We start from the raw sequence: 17423 nt of genomic DNA on the forward strand, positions 1-17423 counted from the left end.
CACATCTTGTTCACTTACTTTGGCGCAAAGGCTATCGAATTGATACCACAAAGGCAAAATCCGTGAACAATATTAATCAAACACCCTCTCATTCAGCGTGGTGAACTTATCACTCACACTGATGAGTCACTACAATTGTGAATACAATGATTTCAACCATTGATATGAACAGTGTTCATTTTACACTCGAGTTATCAATTCGATTTTGTTTAAAGGACAGTAACTGATGAAAAGAGCGCTAATCCCCCTAGCTTTACTCACTTTGCTCTCTGGTTGCGCCAGCATGTCTCCGGATGAGTGCAAGACGGCGAACTGGTACAAGGTAGGTTATCAAGATGGCCGAGACGGCAACGATCCAAACGTTATTAATAGTTATACCGAAGACTGTGGTGAAGCGGGCGTGACACCAGACCGAGCGAAATGGAAAGAAGGTTTTGATAAAGGTACTATCCAATACTGCTCACCAGACAATGGTTACACTGTCGGTATCGAAGGCAAAGAATATTACGGTGTGTGCAGCAGCAAAGAATTCATTGAAAACTACCAGTTAGGTCATCAAGAATATCAACGCCAGCAACGCATCCAAGAGATCGATACTGAAATCTCGGTCATCGATAATCAACTTGATGGCAACCCAGACAAAGACAATGCTAAACGTCTGAAAGAAAAGAGAAAGCGATTGGCTGACGAGCGTTCAGACCTGTTGTCGCCAACCATCAACTTGAATCTAAATTTCTAAATCGATTGGATTTAGCTTCTAAAAATTAATGGCCCTAGCTCAGTTCTAGGGTCATGAATTGGCTGTTTGGATCGAGTTCGTAATCCCCGAACGGCTCGCAGTACACAAAGCCATGCTTTTCATACAACAGGCGCGCAGGTTTAAAAAATTCCATCGAGCCCGTTTCTAAACTCAAGCGCTGCAAGCCTTTTTGCTTCGCTTGTTCAATCACATGAATCAATAATTGAGATGCAACACCTTGATTTCTTGCCGCTGGCGTGGTGCGCATGGATTTCAGCTCCGCGTGTTGGCCATCCAATTTTTTAATCGCGGCACACCCAAGCAGTTGTTCACCCTTCCAACCGGTCCAAAATGTCACTTCCGGTGCTTTGAGCTTATCTAAATCTAACGCATGCACACTCTCTGGTGGTGACGTGGCGTACATGTCTTGCAAATGTTCTTCTAGCAATGCAATGACTGCTGTTCTTTCTAAATTGTCGACTTCTATCTTCACGACTCTTCCTTGATAACCAATGGCCTTTCCGGAATTTATGTGAAAACAGCCACATAAACAACTGTCTTCAGCATCAAAGATATCAAGAGTCATCGTAATCAAAAATCTATGTCTACACTCTTAAAGTCATTTCCCCACCTAACTGATCATTGAGGACATACTATGGATTTCTTGATTGAGGATATTCTGGCGCGCGAAATTTTGGATTCACGCGGAAATCCGACTGTGGAAGTCGAAGTCACACTCGGCTGTGGCATTGCAGCAAGAGCATCGGTGCCCTCGGGTGCCAGTACAGGTTCACGAGAAGCGGTTGAACTGCGAGATGGTGACGACACCCGCTTTGGTGGCAAAGGCGTACTCAATGCCGTTCAACTGATCAATACCGAAGTGCTCGAAGCCATTGTTGGTTTGGACTCGCGCGATCAAGCGTTAATTGACCGCATTATGATCGAGTTAGATGGCACCGAAAACAAATCCCGTCTCGGCGCGAATGGCATTCTTGGTGTCTCCCTCGCCGTTGCCCGCGCAGCCGCACTAACCGCTGACGTACCTCTGTATCAGTATCTTGGCGGTGTGGGCGCTAACCTATTACCTGTGCCTTGTATGAACATCCTCAACGGCGGCGTGCATGCTCGCTGGCAAGGTCCGGATTTTCAGGAATATATGATTGCGCCATACGGTGCTGAGAACTTTAGACAAGCGGTGCAATGGGGTAGCAAGGTGTATCATGCATTGCGCCAAGTTCTGTTGGAGTCTAATCACTCGGTTGGCGTCGGTGATGAAGGTGGCTTTGCGCCAGCTGTGAAGTCCAACCGCGAACCATTAGAGTTGATTGTCAAAGGCATTGAGAGAGCCGGACTGAAACCTGGTGTCGATGTTGGTATCTGTATGGACCCAGCCTCTAGTGAGTTCTATGAGAATGGTAAATACAAGCTACGTTCAGAGAATCGTGAACTGACCTCTGCAGAGATGATTGAATACTACGAGAAGTTGGTAGAAGACTTCCCTGTGGTTCTTCTCGAAGATGGACTTGCCGAAGACGATTGGGATAACTGGCCACTATTGAATGAGAAGCTTGGCGGTAAGATCGAAATCGTTGGTGATGATCTTCTGGTTACTAACACCAAATACATCCAAAAAGCGATCGACATGAATGCTGCTAACTCAGCATTGATCAAACTGAATCAGATTGGCTCGCTAACCGAGACCATTGAAGCGATTCAAATGTGTCACCACGCTGCATGGGGCGCGTTTGTTTCTCACCGTTCGGGTGAAACCACAGACAGCTTTATTGCCGATATGACCGTTGCACTTCGCACTGGTCATCTTAAAACAGGTGCGCCATGTCGCGGCGAACGTGTCGAAAAATACAATCAGCTAATGCGCATTGAAGACGAGTTAGGCTCAATGGCGGTGTTCGCTGGTCGCAAAGCCTTCGTTCGCTAATCGATCAATACATCTAAAAGAAAGCCGCCCTGTGCAGAACTGGGCGGCTTTTTGGTTTTTAGCACAATGATTACAAGGCTTGTCGCATGATGTGCTGAGGCCCAACCGGACCACCATGATACAGCTCATTAGTATCTTCAAAACCTGCTTTCAAATAGCACTGATAAGCCGGTACATTGCGGCAATTAACCGTCAAATAGAGAAAATCAAAGCTCGGAAAATGCAATTTAGCGTAATCAGCAAACTGGCTGATGGCTCGCTTGGCAATGCCTTTGCCTTGATGACGATGATCCAACAACAACCAACGCACGCCTAAACTCTTTTCCGGACAGAAATCGTAGTTCTCGCTGTATCCCGCATCGAAGACAAAAAAGCCGACCACTTGATCATCCAATAAGATCAAATGCGCTAGCTCTGTCGGTTTAAGACTTCCCAATAACTCTGGAATATTCGCTACTGTGTATTGGACTTGATCCTCTAAGACTTGCAGCTCAAGGGTTTGCTCATGACGGCATGGCGTGTACTTTTCGATGGTAATCATAATCATCCTTGCTGTTTTTATACCCATTTCATACAGGGTATGTCGTAAATGGAAAAACCTGCTATCGTATTTCCCACTCGCAGGCAAACGTTTAGCACACTATTATCCTCATCAACTGTTAGTGAGGTTGTCATGTTTCGTTTTCTGCTTTGTAGTTTCTCTCTTGTTTTACTCTATCCTACCGCCATTGATCTTTATCTTGTAGGGTTGCCTCAAATAGCCGCGGATTTAAGCGCCAGTGAGTCACAATTACACATCGCGTTTTCTATTTACCTTGCTGGTATGGCAACCACCATGCTGTTTGCAGGAAAAATCGCCGACTCCGTTGGCCGTAAACCGGTGGCGATGGTAGGTGCAGCCATTTTTATTGCAGCATCATTGCTTGGCGGAATGTCAGAACAATCCAACACATTTTTAATCGCACGTTTTGCACAAGGTATTGGGGCTGGCTCTTGCTATGTAGTTGCTTTTGCTATTTTGCGCGACACATTGGATGACAAACGCCGCGCTAAGGTGCTGTCGATGCTTAACGGCATTACCTGCATCATTCCTGTCATCGCACCCGTTGTTGGCCATCTCATTATGCTCAAATTCCCTTGGCCAAGCCTGTTCACCACAATGGCAGGCATGGGTGTGGTAGTTTGCTTGCTTTCGACCTTGGTGCTGAAAGAATCAAAGCCTAGCGCAATGCCAGAGCAAAACTCCGCTTCAGCCTCTACCCAAGAAACGTTCGCGGAGCGCTTTTTCATCAGCCGACTTATCATTACGGCCATCGGCGTGACCACCATTCTTACCTACGTGAATGTCTCTCCAATGCTGGTGATGGGCGAACTTGGTTTTGATCGTGGTGGCTATTCTTCTGTCATGGCAGGCACTGCATTAGTCAGTATGATCACTTCTTTCTCCGCGCCATTGGCTTTGTCTTACTTTAAGGAACGTACTCTGATGCTGACTTCGCAAACCTTGCTTATCAGTGCGGCGATGGTGATTGGTTTTGCTCATCTAAACCAATGGGGAATCCCATTTTACTTATTCGGATTTGGGCTGATTTGCGCTGGCTTCTCGATTGGCTTTGGCGTGGCCATGAGTCAAGCGCTCAGCCCTTTCTCTCTGCGTGCTGGTGTAGCAAGCTCACTACTGGGTATCGCTCAAGTGTGTTGCTCTGCCCTCTACATCTGGTTTATGGGGTTCATCGGCGTTAATGCGCTGAATATGTTGGTGTTTGTGTTAGCTATAGGTGGCGCAATCAGCTTGGCTCTAATACTATTTATTCCTAAGCCTGCTCATGAAAGCCACTATGAAGAAATCACTAGCCCGTCTTGATCTCAACCTGCTGTTCACTCTGCAATTGCTGCTGCAAGAGCAGAGTGTTTCCAAAGCGTCGAAGAAGTTAAACGTCACGCCGTCAACGGTAAGTAAATCGCTTAATAAGCTTCGTGACTGGTTTGATGATCCTCTGTTTGTGAAAACACCGAAAGGATTAGCACCCACTCCATTAGCGCAAAGCATGGAGCAAGATCTGGCGGAATGGCTACAAATTGGCAGCCAAATTGCGGAGAAACGCAGCGATATAGCCCCCAAAGGCGTGCGCTTTGATCTGACTATTGAGTCACCTTTAGTGCTGACGATTCTTGATGATCTTCTTGTTGCCATCCACCAGCGCTACCCAGATGCGAAAGTCAAAACCAGTAACTGGGATTACGATTCACTCGACGCGATTGTGCGGGGAGAGGCAGACATCGGCTTTACTGGCAGAGAGAGCCATCCTCGCTCAAAAGAGTCACTCGACCTGCTTCCTTACTTTCTTGATTTCGAAGTGCTGTTCTCAGATTTACCTATGGTGTACCTACACAAAGATCACCCCGCTTTGGAGCAGGAATGGAACCTTGAAACCTTTTTGAGTTACCAACACATCAATATTGTTTGGGAAAAGAGTGAGACGTGGGCACTGGATGAAGTGTTGAGTGAACTTGGCTTACAGCGCTCCATTGGCTTAACCATGTCGAGCTTCGAACAGTCTCTGTTTATGGCCGCGCAACCACACCACAATATGCTGACCACAGCACCGCAATACTGTGAGAGTTACACCAAGAAGCTGCATCCAGATTTGGTGTGCTTACCCATTCCTTTAAAGCAACCACAACAAGAAAAATTGCTGATCCCGTTCACCATGATTTGGCACAAACGTAATGCGTACAATCCCAAACTGGTCTGGTTGAGAAACACCATCAAGTCGCTTTATGGAGAGAAGAGCAACAGCAATACATGATTGCTTCTTTCACACATTACTGATAAATTTCGCGCGTTTTTAACCCTATTTTCAAGGAGGTATTTCCAATGATTCGTTTTCAACACACTCATTTTAATCAACGTCCTTACGTTGTTTTAGGATAACTAAACCCCCTAAATTCAAGTAAGGACGACAAGCTAACTTATTGTCGTAATTACAACTATGTTAAAAAAACTGAATGAAGCAACTGCCAAGCCAGCCGTTTGGTCAGCATACACTGCAGACGTACTGTGGACAGATAACCACATTGCGAAACAGATGCTCAGCTTCCACCTAAACCAAGAAATCGAAGCCGCGTCGCGCTCATTCAACTTCATTGATGAATCTGTTGACTGGCTGGTGTCTGAATTTGGTCTCAACCAAGATTCAAAAACCATCGATTTTGGTTGCGGTCCTGGCCTCTACACCCAACGTTTAAAAATGCGTGGTGTTGGCACGGTGCTGGGATTGGATTTCTCGCAAAACTCACTGGAATATGCGACTCAACAAGCAGCGTCTTCTAACCTCGCTATTGAGTATCACTTAGGCAATTACCTAGAGTTCAGTGACACACGACAGTTTGATTTGATCACGCTTGTTATGTGCGACCTTTGCGCGCTAAATCCAACTCAACGTGCGACGTTGTTTGCTAAGTTCAAAACACTGATGGCTGAGAGTGGTGCGATTGCATTAGACGTGTACACACAAACACGTTTTAACAAGCAAGCTGAAGCGCTGACACTCAACCAAAATGCCATGAACGGTTTTTGGAGTGCAGAAGATTACTGGTGTATTCAGTCTTCATTCAAATACGACACTGACCTTGTCACGCTAGACAAGTACGTGATAACTGAAGCGCAACGAGAATGGACAGTCTATAACTGGCTGCAACATTTCACTTTAGACATGCTTAAAGCAGAACTTGCGCCGCATGGTTTAGAAGTTCAAGCAACCTACAGCGACTTGCGCGGAAAGCCGTTCGTAGATGGTGACGAAATGGCGGTGGTGATTCGTCATAAATAATGACCAATCCAAGCTAGAGCGGCACTGCTACCAATAGCAAAAGGGGCGATATTCTCGCCCCTTTTTCGTGTTTCGCGATTTGCATTTGTTACGCATGAACCAACTCAACCGGTCCGTGATCGTCACAGTGATCGCCGTGTTGATGGTGAAGTCGACCATCGACAATGTAATCCACATGATCGCCATGCTGTATTGCTTCATGTCCACAACCCGGCCCATGTACATGCCCACCGCAAGAGTGAACAGGATGACATCCATCAGGATTGGTATCACTTAATCCAATAACATGTTCATCGCAGTGATCACCATGTGGATGATGCAAGGTTCCATCCACTAAGTAATCAACATGACCATCATGACGTATTGCCGTATGCCCACAATTTGGACCATGAGCATGGTTTGAATGTGAATGCGTTTTAGAGCAAGCCATCGACCCACCTCCCTTTTATAGGTTTATGCTTTCATATCAATGTTAGCTGTTGTGTTGCTACGCATTCCCTATATTTTAGATTATGTGAGAGGCTTCATGTACACCATGCATGATCAATGAAAAAACTCGATGATCTGCACTTTCGCTCGTCTGTCCGCCAGTCAAATATCAACTGCCAAGAGTCAAAATGCTCATGGACTGGATAAGTGACCGATTTGAAGAGCACTATAAACAGTTCAAAATTGAGGGCGAACATTCAAGCTAAGCTCGGTTTCAATCACTCCGCGCTCACAACCTTTTTCTCAGCAAGTGCCATGGCGATATTCGCTTTGCTATACGCACTCTCATTGATGAAGTGCGGATAGATATCCTGTTTGCCTTCCCAGAAAATGTCGTAACCAAAGAAGGTCGCGAGTAGTGGTTCGCCCGGTTTGACTACCTCGAAATCTCGTCCACAGATCATAGGGTGAACTGTCGCGACACGCATACCATCGTGATCGACAGGGATCATCACTTCTTCAGTGTAAAAATACGCGTCGTAGTCGTTCAGCTCACCAACTTGTCCAAGGTTATGCTGTTCAAGGTAATCGAGCACCATGGTCAGCATCTTCTTCATTAGCTCTAGCGTGTCGTACTTCAGTGAACCATGCGCTTGAGCTCCAACTTCGATCATCACGCCATGCTGCCCTGTTGTGCACAAATAAGGTTGGTCATCCCACGCTTTTCTGTCTTCAAACAAGATATTGGCTTCTGGCATACGTTGCTTCACATACGCCCCCATCTTGCGATAGAACACGTCGTTAGAAACCAAAATCAAGGTCGCACCCATGTTACTGGTGGTGTTGTGCAGATCGATGATCAATTGATTCTCTTGGTGAGCATGTACTTGCGTGAATTGCTGAGCGATTTCAGTTTCTTGCTGAGTCGCAGGCGATGATTGATTCGCCAAGGCAAATTCACGGTTGAGATCAGTTTCAACAAAACGCACGTTTTGCTTTACCGCTTCAGGGTTGCCAAGCACACACTGAGTATTGAATGTTGAACGGTCGGCAACATAAAGACGATCTTTGATAAGCTTTTGAAGGTAAATGCCAGAAAGCTCATTACCATGCGTACCTGCCACCAGCAGAACACGATTAAGTTTGTCCATAAAAGTGATATTCCAAATATTGAGTAAAAGTGAGTTTTGATTGAGATTGAGCAGCGCCTTCTTAGCGAAACGCCATTGCGCCTTTCCCTACGCCTTCATAAGCGATGATTTGTAACGACTGTCCTTCTTCCAGTGAAGGAGCAATTTCATTGGCGATAAACACAGCCAACAACTCTACCGTCGTATCGGTGTTCAATACTTCGGTTTCGCTGTGCACAATAGCAAGTTGGAAGTCACCTTGTGAAGTGGTGTACCGGAAACCAAAATGCGTATCGCAGTTGATGAGGCTCGCATGTTCGCTCAGTTCCAAATGACTAATCTCAACCAGATCTTCGATAGAAGCGAGGTAGATATCCTGCCAGCGCTGCGCAAAAGCGTCCTCACGAACGGTATCGCGCTGACCATCAACCAGAATTTGAATCGGCGAGCGATGACCATGTGCAATGCGTTGGCAGTTGCCATCGTGCTTTTTTAAACCGTGGGTGTAGTGATAGTAAGCGCCATCGAGTTTTTCATGACGCAAGGTCACGTCAATAGATGCCACATTAGTTGGCAAATGACCTTGCAGAACTTGGAGGATGTGTTTCGTTACACTCTCTATTGAGATTTCTTGTGCATCCACGAAGCAAAAGGCTTCATCTGGGCAATGCAGGTGAATACTCTTTTCTCCGCGCATGAGATCGACTTGGGTATAACCTGCTTTCGTATGCGCCCTTTCGACTGCGGAACTCTTTACTGGGACAAGCAAGCGGTGATCAACGTACTGATCGACCAGTTGTTTGATTTGTTTTTTAACTTTCGAGAAATCCAGCACCATGCTCATCTCATTGAGATCGCCGTGCATTACTACGTCCAGAATCCAACTCTCGCCGACCATGCCTCGTGTTTCACACAAGTACGAAGCATCAATAACCGTGAGATCGTTAACAAATAGATTCAATCTGAATTCCTCATTTTATGTTGAGTCTAAAAATCAAATGTTATGTTATAACACTTGCCGCTCTCGCTCAATTTCGCAAAGTGATGTTCTTTCCACTCAGCGTTGCGCTATGGTTTCAGCTATAACTAATCACTTTATCAACTAATTAGCCCTTTCGATTTAGCGCTACACTGCGACTCTTAATGAGATTTGAGGATAAGGAATGTCGACATTTTTACTGACCGCGATTGCCATGTTGGCGTTTGCCGCCAATTCGCTGTTGTGCCGTTTGGCATTGGCAGCAGGTTTGATTGACGCGGGCAGCTTCACTCTTATCCGTTTACTCTCTGGCGCCGTGACTCTCATCGCCATCATGCTTTTGCGTGGCAACTGGCGCAGCCAAATTCCAACGACTCGATTCAGTCTGTTCGCTGGTGTGGCCTTATTTGGATACGCGGCACTGTTCTCTTTCGCTTATGTAAAACTAGCAGCTGGAACTGGAGCCTTGTTACTTTTTGGTGCCGTACAACTAACTTTGCTCGCACTCTACTGGTGGCAAGGGCAACGGTTTAAAAGACTCGAACTGATTGGTATTGCGGTTTCTTTGCTTGGGCTTGCGTGGTTAATGTTGCCATCGACAACACGTCCTGATGTTTGGTCAGCGTTGTTAATGGTGTTATCAGGCATTTGTTGGGCAGGGTTTACCGCCTTGGGTAAGCAAGCTCCCACTCCTAGCAGCGGCATTACTTGGGGATTCATTACCGCTTCTATCTTTGGCCTTTTACTCTCTCCTCTTCTACTAGAGTCCATTCACGTTACGTTGCAAGGCGTAATGCTCGCAGTTGCATCCGGCGCCATCGCCTCTGGTTGCGGTTACGTCCTTTGGTATCAAGTGATGCAAAAACTGACCTTGCTGCAAGCGGCAGTCAGCCAACTTTCTGTCCCTGCGATTGCGTTAGTCTTAGGAGCCGCGTTGTTAAGTGAGCCACTCACTACCCACTCAATCATCACCAGTGCCATCATCCTTGGTGGTATCGCTTTAGTATTTTTATCTCGCTCCCAAAAACTGACAAAGACTCCAGCAAGCCAATAAAAAATAAAAACTTTCCTCTCAACTTATCTCCCATCATCTATGCTTTTTGTTAGGCACTTGTTTTCACAGCACTTTGGACGTGAGCAATGCCTAACACGCTGGCGATGAGCCTTGAATAGAAATTTGGTTTGGTAACTCCTGCAAAACTGTATCAGTAATGAGATTTTCTAGTTAAACGTTTTCTTGGTCATTTTTCCCTCACGCCATAGGTAACGGGGTGTGAACGGCGATTTGAGCATTTTGACCCAATTTGGTTTTGACAAAGGATTTACAAACCACCTCTTTTCAATCGCTATATTCCGCCTCCGCAATTTTTTCAGAACGAAATTCTGATTATTGATTGAGTAAATTCATCCACTTACAAACATAAGCCTGAGCTAACTTTGAGACTATGAACGATAAAAGCAAATTTGCCACAAAAGTAGCGCTTAGCCTGACTCTGGCTTATCTGATCCCATTTGCGATGGGTTGGCCGCAAGCGTCGACAGCAGCAACGACAGTCATGTTGATCGCTTCAACAGGCAGCCGCCGTGAATCGCTAGCGAAAGGCACATTGCGTGTGTTGGGTACTTTGGTCGGTGCTGTGATTGGCTTGCTGCTAGTCGGAATGTTTGCGCAAGACCGCTTCATGTACATGCTCAGTGTCTCTGTGGTTGTGTCCTTTATCTTCTATTTCCGTAACGCTTACCAAAAAGATCCAACGTTGCTTGCTCTAACTGGCGTAATGACTTTGATGATGTCGAACGGTGGTGATGCAGAAGGCGCGTTTATGTACGGCGTTGACCGCGCGTACATGACCATCTTTGGCGTGGTGCTTTACACCTTGGTGGGCACATTCCTGTGGCCAACAAAGACAGAGCAAAACCTTCGTCAGCTTATTGAGCAACTTAACCAAGCTCAGCAAGCGCTGTTCGCGGCAATTTTACAGAACTTCGAACAAAGACATGCTCAGCAACAAGGGTTGGTTCCTGCTTCGGGCACGCAGGACGGTGAGGAAGACGAAGAACCAAAGCCCACTATCGACGAGTTGCTAGACAAAGTCTTCGCCGCGCAAAACGCGCTGGAGCAACGCTTCGCAACCGTGAGTGTCGAGTGCAGTGATGTCTCGGCCTACATGAAAGAATGGCAACTTGCCGTCCACTTCAACAAGCAAATCACCCAAGAGCTCAGCGTGGCAGCACACAGCCACTTTAGCCACCAGCAAGACCGAAGCTGCATCAACAACTTCGATCAAGCCATCGAAGAAATTCAAACACTATTCAAAACCTGCCAAGAGATGTGGGACAACGAAGGCCCCGCCTATCGCGCGCAGGAATTTAAAGTTGATTACAACCAACAGGCTTTATCGGACGCCCCACACCTTGCAAAAGGCTCCGCACTCACGCTTGGTCACTTGCTTAAATTAATGCACCAAAGCTTATCTCGCTTAGCAGAGAGCATCAGCTGTATTGATTCGGTGACTAACAATGTTTCGTTCAAACAAGAATTGCCGAAGCAGAAAAGCAAGTTCCTTTGGTGGGATGCCGAAAACTTCAAAACCACAGTGAAAACCTTCACCACCTACTGGGTGGCTGGGTTGATTTGGATTTACTTCAATCCACCGGGTGGCTACTCGTTTGTTACTTTCTCGACCATCTTTATGTCACTGCTGTCGTTCGTACCTGTTCACCCATTCATGTTGCTGATTTTGTTCACATTTGGCTTCCTATTTGCGGTGCCTTCGTATGTCTTCATCCTGCCGGGATTAGAACTCGGCGGTGAACTCGGCTTGTTCATCTTCATCTACACCTTTATCGGCTTCTACTTGTTTAAAGGGCCGGTGACCATCTTCTACATGATTGGCTTGTTTGTCCTCGGTCTCGACAACAACATGACCTATCACTTCGGCATTCTGATGACGATCATGACCTTGTTCTACATGGTGGTGTTCATGATCATTTTCGCTCACTACTTCCCGTTCAACTCCCGTCCGGAACACTTGTTCTTGACCATGAAGGAGCGGTATTTCAGGCATGTGGGCGATTTGTTCTCCAGTTACCACGAACAGTCTGAATCGACTTACAAGAAAATGAAACGTTCACTGCACTTGGTAACACTGAACGTCTCTTCGAAAAAGCTCAAAGTGTGGGGGTCGAAGATCAACCACAAGCTGTTCGACAAGACACCGCCAGAAGCGATTGGTGCATTCAGCAAGTCTTGTGACGCCCTGAGCAACCACGTCAACATTCTGATTGCTGCCGAACAAAAGCTGTTAAGTAACCCTCTTATCAAACAGTTACGCAGCAAGCACACCGATTCCATATTACCTCTGATGGCTGGCGTACTCGCAAGCCATCAGGCGACCGACGAACTCGATTCTGTGTTCGAAAAATACAGCCAGGATTACCAATCCTTTGAAAATAAACTGGAAGATTTCTTTAGTGAGTTGGATTTATCTGACTACGCTTATTCAGAGATTGCCGGTTTTTATATCTTGCTGAATTTAAAACGGAACGTGTTCGAAGCGATCAACCAATGCAAGCAAACCTACGAGGATATCGATTGGGTGAACTTACGTCAGAAGCGGTTTTAAAGGTGAGGATATGATGCTTCTAAAACTAACTAAACCAAGCCTCGCCATACTCTCTGTACTCGGATTGAGTGCGTGTACGACTTTGGGTCCGGACTACGTCCATCCAGAGCAAACCGCCTTGCCAAGTGATTGGTCGGTAGAAAAAGCGGCGCAAGACACACAACAATCCGAACAAAAACTGCAGCAGTGGTGGCAGCAGTTCAACGATCCAACACTGAACCAACTGGTTGAGATGGCGAGCCAACAAAACCTCGATCTTGAGGCGGCGGGTTTGCGCATCGTCCAAGCGCGTTCGCTGTTGGGCATCTCAACTGGATTGCAATACCCACAAGTGCAAACCGTATCCGGTAACTTAGCTAGGGCTTATGTGAACGACCAAGGTGTGAATAACGCTGCGCTGTCGTTTGACGCTGGCTGGGAGATGGATATTTGGGGCAAATACGCACGTGGCATTGAATCGGCTGAGGCTGGTTACTATGCATCGATTGCGTCATACCACGACATCATGGTGACCATCACCTCTGAGGTGGCACGCAACTACATCAACTACCGCACGTTCCAAGAGCGTATTTTGCTCTCTCGTCGAAACATCGAGATCCAAGAGCGCGTGGTGAATATTACACAGGTGCAGTTTGATTCGGGCAACGTAACCGAGCTCGACGTTCAGCAAGCGAAGAACCAACTCTTCAATACTAAAGCGGCGCAACCTTCGCTTGAAATTGCAATGAAGCAGTCGCGCACGGCATTGGCATTGCTGTTGGGAATTCTGCCAGAAGACGTTGAAAAGCTGCTGCAATCTGATGGTTTTGCCCAGCGTATGGCAGATTACGAAAACCAGTTTAAATCCTCAGGCAGAAAACCAGCCTTGTCTGGTAATGACGAGCGTTCCATCGTACCTCGCCCTCCTCTGTTGGACGACAAAGTGGATGCGAATCTAGTAATGCGTCGACCTGACTTGCAGGTTTCAGAGATGCAAGCACGAGCGCAAAGTGCTCAGATTGGCGTTGCAGAAACCGCACTGTACCCAAGCTTCACCCTGTTCGGTTCGATTGGTATCGACAGCACAGTACCGGATGGCAGCAGCTTTAGTTTCAGTGACTCGTTGACTATGGTCGCGGGGCCAAGCTTTAGCTGGAACATTTTCCAGTACGGCCGAGTGAAGAACAACATCCGCTTTGAAGATGCTCGCTTCCAAGAAACCATCACCAACTACAACAAGAAGGTGCTGCAAGCGGTTAATGAAGTAACCAATGCGCTAGAAGCTTACGACTTGTACTTGGAGCAAAAGTCGTTGCGTCTGCAATCGGTGAACTCATCCATTCGCGCATTCAACATCTCGATGACCCAGTACGAAAACGGTCAGATTTCCTTTGAGCGTCTGCTGAATTCAGTCGAGAAGATGACTCGCGCAGAAGACAGCTACGCCACCATCAAAGGTAACGTCGCGAACCAAGTGGTTGCCCTCTATAAAGCACTCGGTGGTGGTTGGGAAACCCAAACTGGTAAGCCTTTCTTATCAGAAACCGTTGCAAAACAGATGCAAGACCGCAGCGATTGGGATGATTTGCTAGACGAAGAAGAACGCGTTCTACCGCCACTGCTTCTTGAGCAACCATCAGACAAAGCGCAAGCGGACGATATCCAGAAAAATAGTGCTGAGCAAAACAGTGCCGAGCCAGATGGGGAGGTGCAGTAATGCCACACGAACTCTCTTGGGGTGACGTTTACTTCTCACCGCTGCTCTTGGTGCTAATTCTAGCGGTCACCGCTACATGGATAACGGTGATCATTTTGAACAAGACGCGCTTGTCTCGTTTCATTGCGTTTCCGTCTCTGACATTCATTGCCATCATGGTGTTCTACGTGGTGGCCATCGACAGTTTTTATATACAGTTTTAGGTGCCCAACAAGATGAAAAAACTACTCGTTATTGCACTCAATCTTGTCATTCTTGGTGGCGCGGCGTGGTTCGGCTATCAGAAGTTCGAAGAGTATTTTAATAACCCATGGACCCGCGATGGTCAGGTACGTGCGAATGTTATCAAGGTCGCACCTCGTGTGTCTGGCCCTATCGTCAATGTTGCGGTGATGGACAACCAAGAAGTGAAGAAAGGTGATCTGCTGTTTGAGATCGACCCAACCACTTACGAAGTTGCCCTATCACAAGCCGAAGTGGCGTTAGAGAAAGCCATCGTTAGCTCTCGCGGTAAAAAGATCGAATACGATCGCTTGAAAGACATTCGAGCGAAAGACCGTGGCGCTGTCTCTCACAAAGATCTGATTCGTCGTGAGATCACTTACGAAGAGTCACTACTGCAAATCAAATCAGCAGAAGAGCAACTTAAATCCGCACGCCTGAATCTTGGTTACACCAAAGTGTACGCATCGGTTGATGGCTTTGTATCGAACCTCGATATCCGTGACGGTACACAAGCGGTTGCAAACCAGCCGTTAGTGGCACTTATCGACAAAAATAGCTTCTGGGTCTTTGGCTTCTTCCGTGAAAACCAATTGGCTCAAATTGCTCCGGGTAGCGATGCGCGCGTGACCTTGATGTCTCATCCAGATACGCCAATCGATGCAACGGTGGACTCAATTGGTTGGGGTATCGCACCAAAAGACGGCACCGTGGGCTACAACCTACTGCCGAACGTGAATCCCGTATTCCAGTGGATTCGTCTAGCGCAACGTATTCCGGTTCGCGTCTCTCTGCATGAACTGCCAGAAGGTGTCGATCTTCGATTCGGGCTTTCTGCTTCCATCATGGTGATGAAGGACTCATCACAAGAACAAGAGTAGGAGTTAAACAGGCATAACCATGGTTATTGGAAAAAAACTCAAAAACATCAATGAAGAAAACAACTTCTTCTATCTGACCTTAGCGCTTATCGGGCTTTTGATCGGCGGTGCGTTTGTACAGGTCGTTGGAGAAGGTGCGATGGAGCACCTACTGCAAGGCTTCACCATCATCACCTTCATCGTCTGTATGGCGAGCTTGCGCTTTGACAAAAATTGGTCACGTTTCCTCTATACCCTATTGGGTACTTGGGTGGTGGTGATTGGTATCAAAGCCGTACTAGGCATCAAAGAAATGGACGTAGTGATGCTCGCCCTCACCTTTGCGTTCTTCTTCGGCACATTCAAGTCTATCGCAAGGCAGATTCTGTTCACTGGGCATGTGAACACCAACAAAGTCATCGGCTCTGTTGCTCTATTTTTGCTGCTGGGTCTGATGTGGGCAATTGCTTACCTCATTCTTCTTGAGTTCTCTCCAAACTCATTCACCGGGATGGAAGCCATCTCTTGGGGTCAGAACTTCTCTAATGCAGCGTATTTCAGTTTCGTCACCTTAACCACACTCGGTTATGGCGATATCAGCCCTCTAACACCATTGGCGCAAGTCGTTGTGTATTTAGAGGCCATCGTAGGCGTGTTTTATATGGCGATTGTTGTTTCAAGTCTCGTCAGTTCCAACATTGAACATCAGGTAAACAAAAATGGATAAACAATCGGTAAAAATCGAGAGTAAGGTTTTCATCAGTAATATGGTGGAATCCGCAATACGTATCGGCTTGATCTTAGTCTTGCTGATGTTTACATACGACATCATCAAACCTTTCATTCTTCCTGTGATTTGGGGTGCCATCATTGCCGTTGCATTGATGCCAATCTGTAAGAAGCTGGCAAAAGTGTATGGTGGTAAACGTGGCCTCGCGGCAACGACAATCGCCTTGTTGGGTATAGCACTATTGGTGACACCTTTAGTCATGGTATCTGGCTCTATCGTCGATGGTGCAACACACGCGCTAGACGTTTTACAAAGTGGCGATATTAAGATCCCAGGTCCAAAACCTTCTGTCGCAGAATGGCCGCTGGTCGGTGACAAGCTTTACGAAGTATGGACACTGTTCGCAACCAACCTAGAAAAAGCCATCCAAACCTTTATGCCTCAAATTAAGGCGGGTCTGACTTCTCTGCTTGGCATGGTCGGTGGCGCACTGGGTAGCTTGCTACTGTCAATCATCTCTCTAGCAATTGCCGCTGGTTTTATGACTTACTCTGAGTCTTTGGCTTCTGGTCTGAAAACCATCGCTGTGCGAACTGCAGGGGACAATGCGAAAAGCTGGACAACGCTGATTGCCGCAACCATCAAGAGTGTGTTACTTGGCGTAGTGGGTGTAGCAGCCATTCAAGCACTATTGATTGGTGCAGGTTTCTTCATCTTTGGCGTTCCGGCAGCAGGCCTACTAACACTAGTGCTGATGATTCTTTGTATCGCACAGCTACCTGCTCTATTAGCGGTGCTGCCAGTCGTTGGCTACATGTACATGACGCAAGACACCAGCACAGCAACCATGTTTACTGTTTGGGTTGTGGTTGCAGCGCTGTCTGAAAACCTATTCAAGCCAATGCTAATGGGCCGTGGTGTTGATGTACCAATGCCAGTCATTCTGCTAGGTGCCATCGGTGGTATGTTGTTCTACGGCATCGTTGGTCTGTTCTTAGGTGCGGTTATTCTTGCGATTTGGTACGAGCTATTCGTGTGGTGGTTGAACATTGAAAAAGCTCAACAACAGCAAGAAGCGTTAGCGGAAAATGCCGAACAAGCTTCAGAACAAAACGAAGCTGGACATGGCGCTGGTATCTAATCGTTCTATCAATTGAAACAAACCGCTGCCCTTTGCAGCGGTTTGAGCTATTTAGCTCACAGTTTCATAGTTTGGTATCCGATTAAAATGACGTTCTTG

Annotated in this window: 17 protein-coding genes; 12 read left to right on the plus strand and 5 right to left on the minus strand. The window is 46.8% G+C overall.

The features are described 5' to 3' along the window. Positions 1–226 precede the first annotated feature (226 nt). Entirely contained in the window at positions 227–739 is a 513-nt protein-coding gene (locus tag A9237_RS24740) for a DUF2799 domain-containing protein (protein ID WP_009706451.1), read from the plus strand. A 34-nt stretch (positions 740–773) separates the two neighbouring features. Here A9237_RS24740 and A9237_RS24745 read toward each other — a convergent pair whose 3' ends face one another. After that, a complete protein-coding gene (locus A9237_RS24745; RefSeq protein ID WP_078609986.1) occupies positions 774–1232 on the minus strand; it encodes a GNAT family N-acetyltransferase in 459 nt (152 codons plus the stop codon). A gap of 162 nt (positions 1233–1394) precedes the next feature. Between A9237_RS24745 and eno the strand changes: the two genes are divergently transcribed. Next, a complete protein-coding gene (eno, locus tag A9237_RS24750; protein ID WP_078609987.1) occupies positions 1395–2678 on the plus strand; it encodes a phosphopyruvate hydratase in 1284 nt (427 codons plus the stop codon). Between the two features lie 70 nt (positions 2679–2748). Here eno and A9237_RS24755 read toward each other — a convergent pair whose 3' ends face one another. Beyond that, a complete protein-coding gene (locus A9237_RS24755) occupies positions 2749–3219 on the minus strand; it encodes a GNAT family N-acetyltransferase (protein WP_041056380.1) in 471 nt (156 codons plus the stop codon). 132 nt (positions 3220–3351) lie between these two features. Between A9237_RS24755 and A9237_RS24760 the strand changes: the two genes are divergently transcribed. The 3 genes from A9237_RS24760 to A9237_RS24770 all read left to right on the plus strand — a co-directional run bounded on the left by A9237_RS24760 (position 3352) and on the right by A9237_RS24770 (position 6511). Beyond that, positions 3352–4542, plus strand: a complete 1191-nt coding sequence (locus A9237_RS24760) for an MFS transporter (protein WP_078609988.1) — start codon at positions 3352–3354, stop codon at positions 4540–4542. Next, the gene (gene yidZ, locus A9237_RS24765) at positions 4517–5488 is read left to right on the plus strand and encodes an HTH-type transcriptional regulator YidZ (protein WP_078609989.1); all 972 of its coding nucleotides are present in this window, start codon (positions 4517–4519) and stop codon (positions 5486–5488) included. Before A9237_RS24760 ends, yidZ begins: the two co-directional genes overlap by 26 nt. Before the next feature lie 183 nt (positions 5489–5671). After that, on the plus strand, positions 5672–6511 hold the full coding sequence (locus A9237_RS24770) for a class I SAM-dependent methyltransferase (RefSeq protein ID WP_078609990.1): 840 nt from the start codon (positions 5672–5674) through the stop codon (positions 6509–6511). Positions 6512–6599: 88 nt separating this feature from the next. Here the strand turns inward: A9237_RS24770 and A9237_RS24775 are convergent, their stop codons facing one another. The 3 genes from A9237_RS24775 to A9237_RS24785 form a co-directional block, all read right to left on the minus strand. Further along, positions 6600–6833 carry a hypothetical protein gene (locus A9237_RS24775; RefSeq protein ID WP_237358442.1) on the minus strand — a complete coding sequence of 78 codons (234 nt, stop codon included), beginning with the start codon at positions 6831–6833 and terminating at the stop codon, positions 6600–6602. Between the two features lie 385 nt (positions 6834–7218). Next, positions 7219–8091, minus strand: a complete 873-nt coding sequence (locus A9237_RS24780; protein WP_078609991.1) for an aspartoacylase — start codon at positions 8089–8091, stop codon at positions 7219–7221. A 61-nt stretch (positions 8092–8152) separates the two neighbouring features. After that, positions 8153–9031 (minus strand): 6-carboxytetrahydropterin synthase, encoded by an 879-nt coding sequence (locus tag A9237_RS24785; RefSeq protein WP_078609992.1) that lies wholly within the window; start codon positions 9029–9031, stop codon positions 8153–8155. Positions 9032–9233: 202 nt separating this feature from the next. Between A9237_RS24785 and A9237_RS24790 the strand changes: the two genes are divergently transcribed. The 7 genes from A9237_RS24790 to A9237_RS24820 all read left to right on the plus strand — a co-directional run bounded on the left by A9237_RS24790 (position 9234) and on the right by A9237_RS24820 (position 17324). Continuing rightward, entirely contained in the window at positions 9234–10103 is an 870-nt protein-coding gene (locus A9237_RS24790) for a DMT family transporter (protein ID WP_078609993.1), read from the plus strand. A gap of 391 nt (positions 10104–10494) precedes the next feature. Further along, positions 10495–12675, plus strand: coding sequence for an FUSC family protein (locus A9237_RS24795; RefSeq protein ID WP_078609994.1), 2181 nt, complete (start codon positions 10495–10497; stop codon positions 12673–12675). Positions 12676–12685: 10 nt separating this feature from the next. Further along, positions 12686–14371 (plus strand): TolC family protein, encoded by a 1686-nt coding sequence (locus A9237_RS24800; RefSeq protein WP_078609995.1) that lies wholly within the window; start codon positions 12686–12688, stop codon positions 14369–14371. Further along, on the plus strand, positions 14371–14574 hold the full coding sequence (locus A9237_RS24805) for a DUF1656 domain-containing protein (RefSeq protein WP_005453214.1): 204 nt from the start codon (positions 14371–14373) through the stop codon (positions 14572–14574). The genes A9237_RS24800 and A9237_RS24805 overlap by 1 nt, the downstream gene beginning before the upstream one ends. Positions 14575–14586: 12 nt before the next feature. Next, entirely contained in the window at positions 14587–15474 is an 888-nt protein-coding gene (locus tag A9237_RS24810) for an HlyD family secretion protein (protein ID WP_005436231.1), read from the plus strand. Positions 15475–15493: 19 nt separating this feature from the next. Then, positions 15494–16180, plus strand: a complete 687-nt coding sequence (locus A9237_RS24815; RefSeq protein ID WP_005436230.1) for a potassium channel family protein — start codon at positions 15494–15496, stop codon at positions 16178–16180. Next, a complete protein-coding gene (locus tag A9237_RS24820) occupies positions 16173–17324 on the plus strand; it encodes an AI-2E family transporter (protein WP_005436229.1) in 1152 nt (383 codons plus the stop codon). Before A9237_RS24815 ends, A9237_RS24820 begins: the two co-directional genes overlap by 8 nt. The last annotated feature ends 99 nt before the right edge of the window (positions 17325–17423 follow it).

The sequence above is a fragment of the Vibrio owensii genome (assembly GCF_002021755.1).
GTDB lineage: Bacteria > Pseudomonadota > Gammaproteobacteria > Enterobacterales > Vibrionaceae > Vibrio > Vibrio owensii.

Coding starts and splice junctions, on each gene's coding strand:
- A9237_RS24740 (WP_009706451.1), top strand. CDS start 227: ATGAAAAGAGCGCTAATCCCCCTAGCTTTACTCACTTTGCTCTCTGGT.
- eno (WP_078609987.1), top strand. CDS start 1,395: ATGGATTTCTTGATTGAGGATATTCTGGCGCGCGAAATTTTGGATTCA.
- A9237_RS24755 (WP_041056380.1), bottom strand. CDS start 3,219: ATGATTACCATCGAAAAGTACACGCCATGCCGTCATGAGCAAACCCTT.
- A9237_RS24760 (WP_078609988.1), top strand. CDS start 3,352: ATGTTTCGTTTTCTGCTTTGTAGTTTCTCTCTTGTTTTACTCTATCCT.
- yidZ (WP_078609989.1), top strand. CDS start 4,517: ATGAAGAAATCACTAGCCCGTCTTGATCTCAACCTGCTGTTCACTCTG.
- A9237_RS24770 (WP_078609990.1), top strand. CDS start 5,672: ATGTTAAAAAAACTGAATGAAGCAACTGCCAAGCCAGCCGTTTGGTCA.
- A9237_RS24780 (WP_078609991.1), bottom strand. CDS start 8,091: ATGGACAAACTTAATCGTGTTCTGCTGGTGGCAGGTACGCATGGTAAT.
- A9237_RS24790 (WP_078609993.1), top strand. CDS start 9,234: ATGTCGACATTTTTACTGACCGCGATTGCCATGTTGGCGTTTGCCGCC.
- A9237_RS24795 (WP_078609994.1), top strand. CDS start 10,495: ATGAACGATAAAAGCAAATTTGCCACAAAAGTAGCGCTTAGCCTGACT.
- A9237_RS24800 (WP_078609995.1), top strand. CDS start 12,686: ATGATGCTTCTAAAACTAACTAAACCAAGCCTCGCCATACTCTCTGTA.
- A9237_RS24805 (WP_005453214.1), top strand. CDS start 14,371: ATGCCACACGAACTCTCTTGGGGTGACGTTTACTTCTCACCGCTGCTC.
- A9237_RS24810 (WP_005436231.1), top strand. CDS start 14,587: ATGAAAAAACTACTCGTTATTGCACTCAATCTTGTCATTCTTGGTGGC.
- A9237_RS24815 (WP_005436230.1), top strand. CDS start 15,494: ATGGTTATTGGAAAAAAACTCAAAAACATCAATGAAGAAAACAACTTC.
- A9237_RS24820 (WP_005436229.1), top strand. CDS start 16,173: ATGGATAAACAATCGGTAAAAATCGAGAGTAAGGTTTTCATCAGTAAT.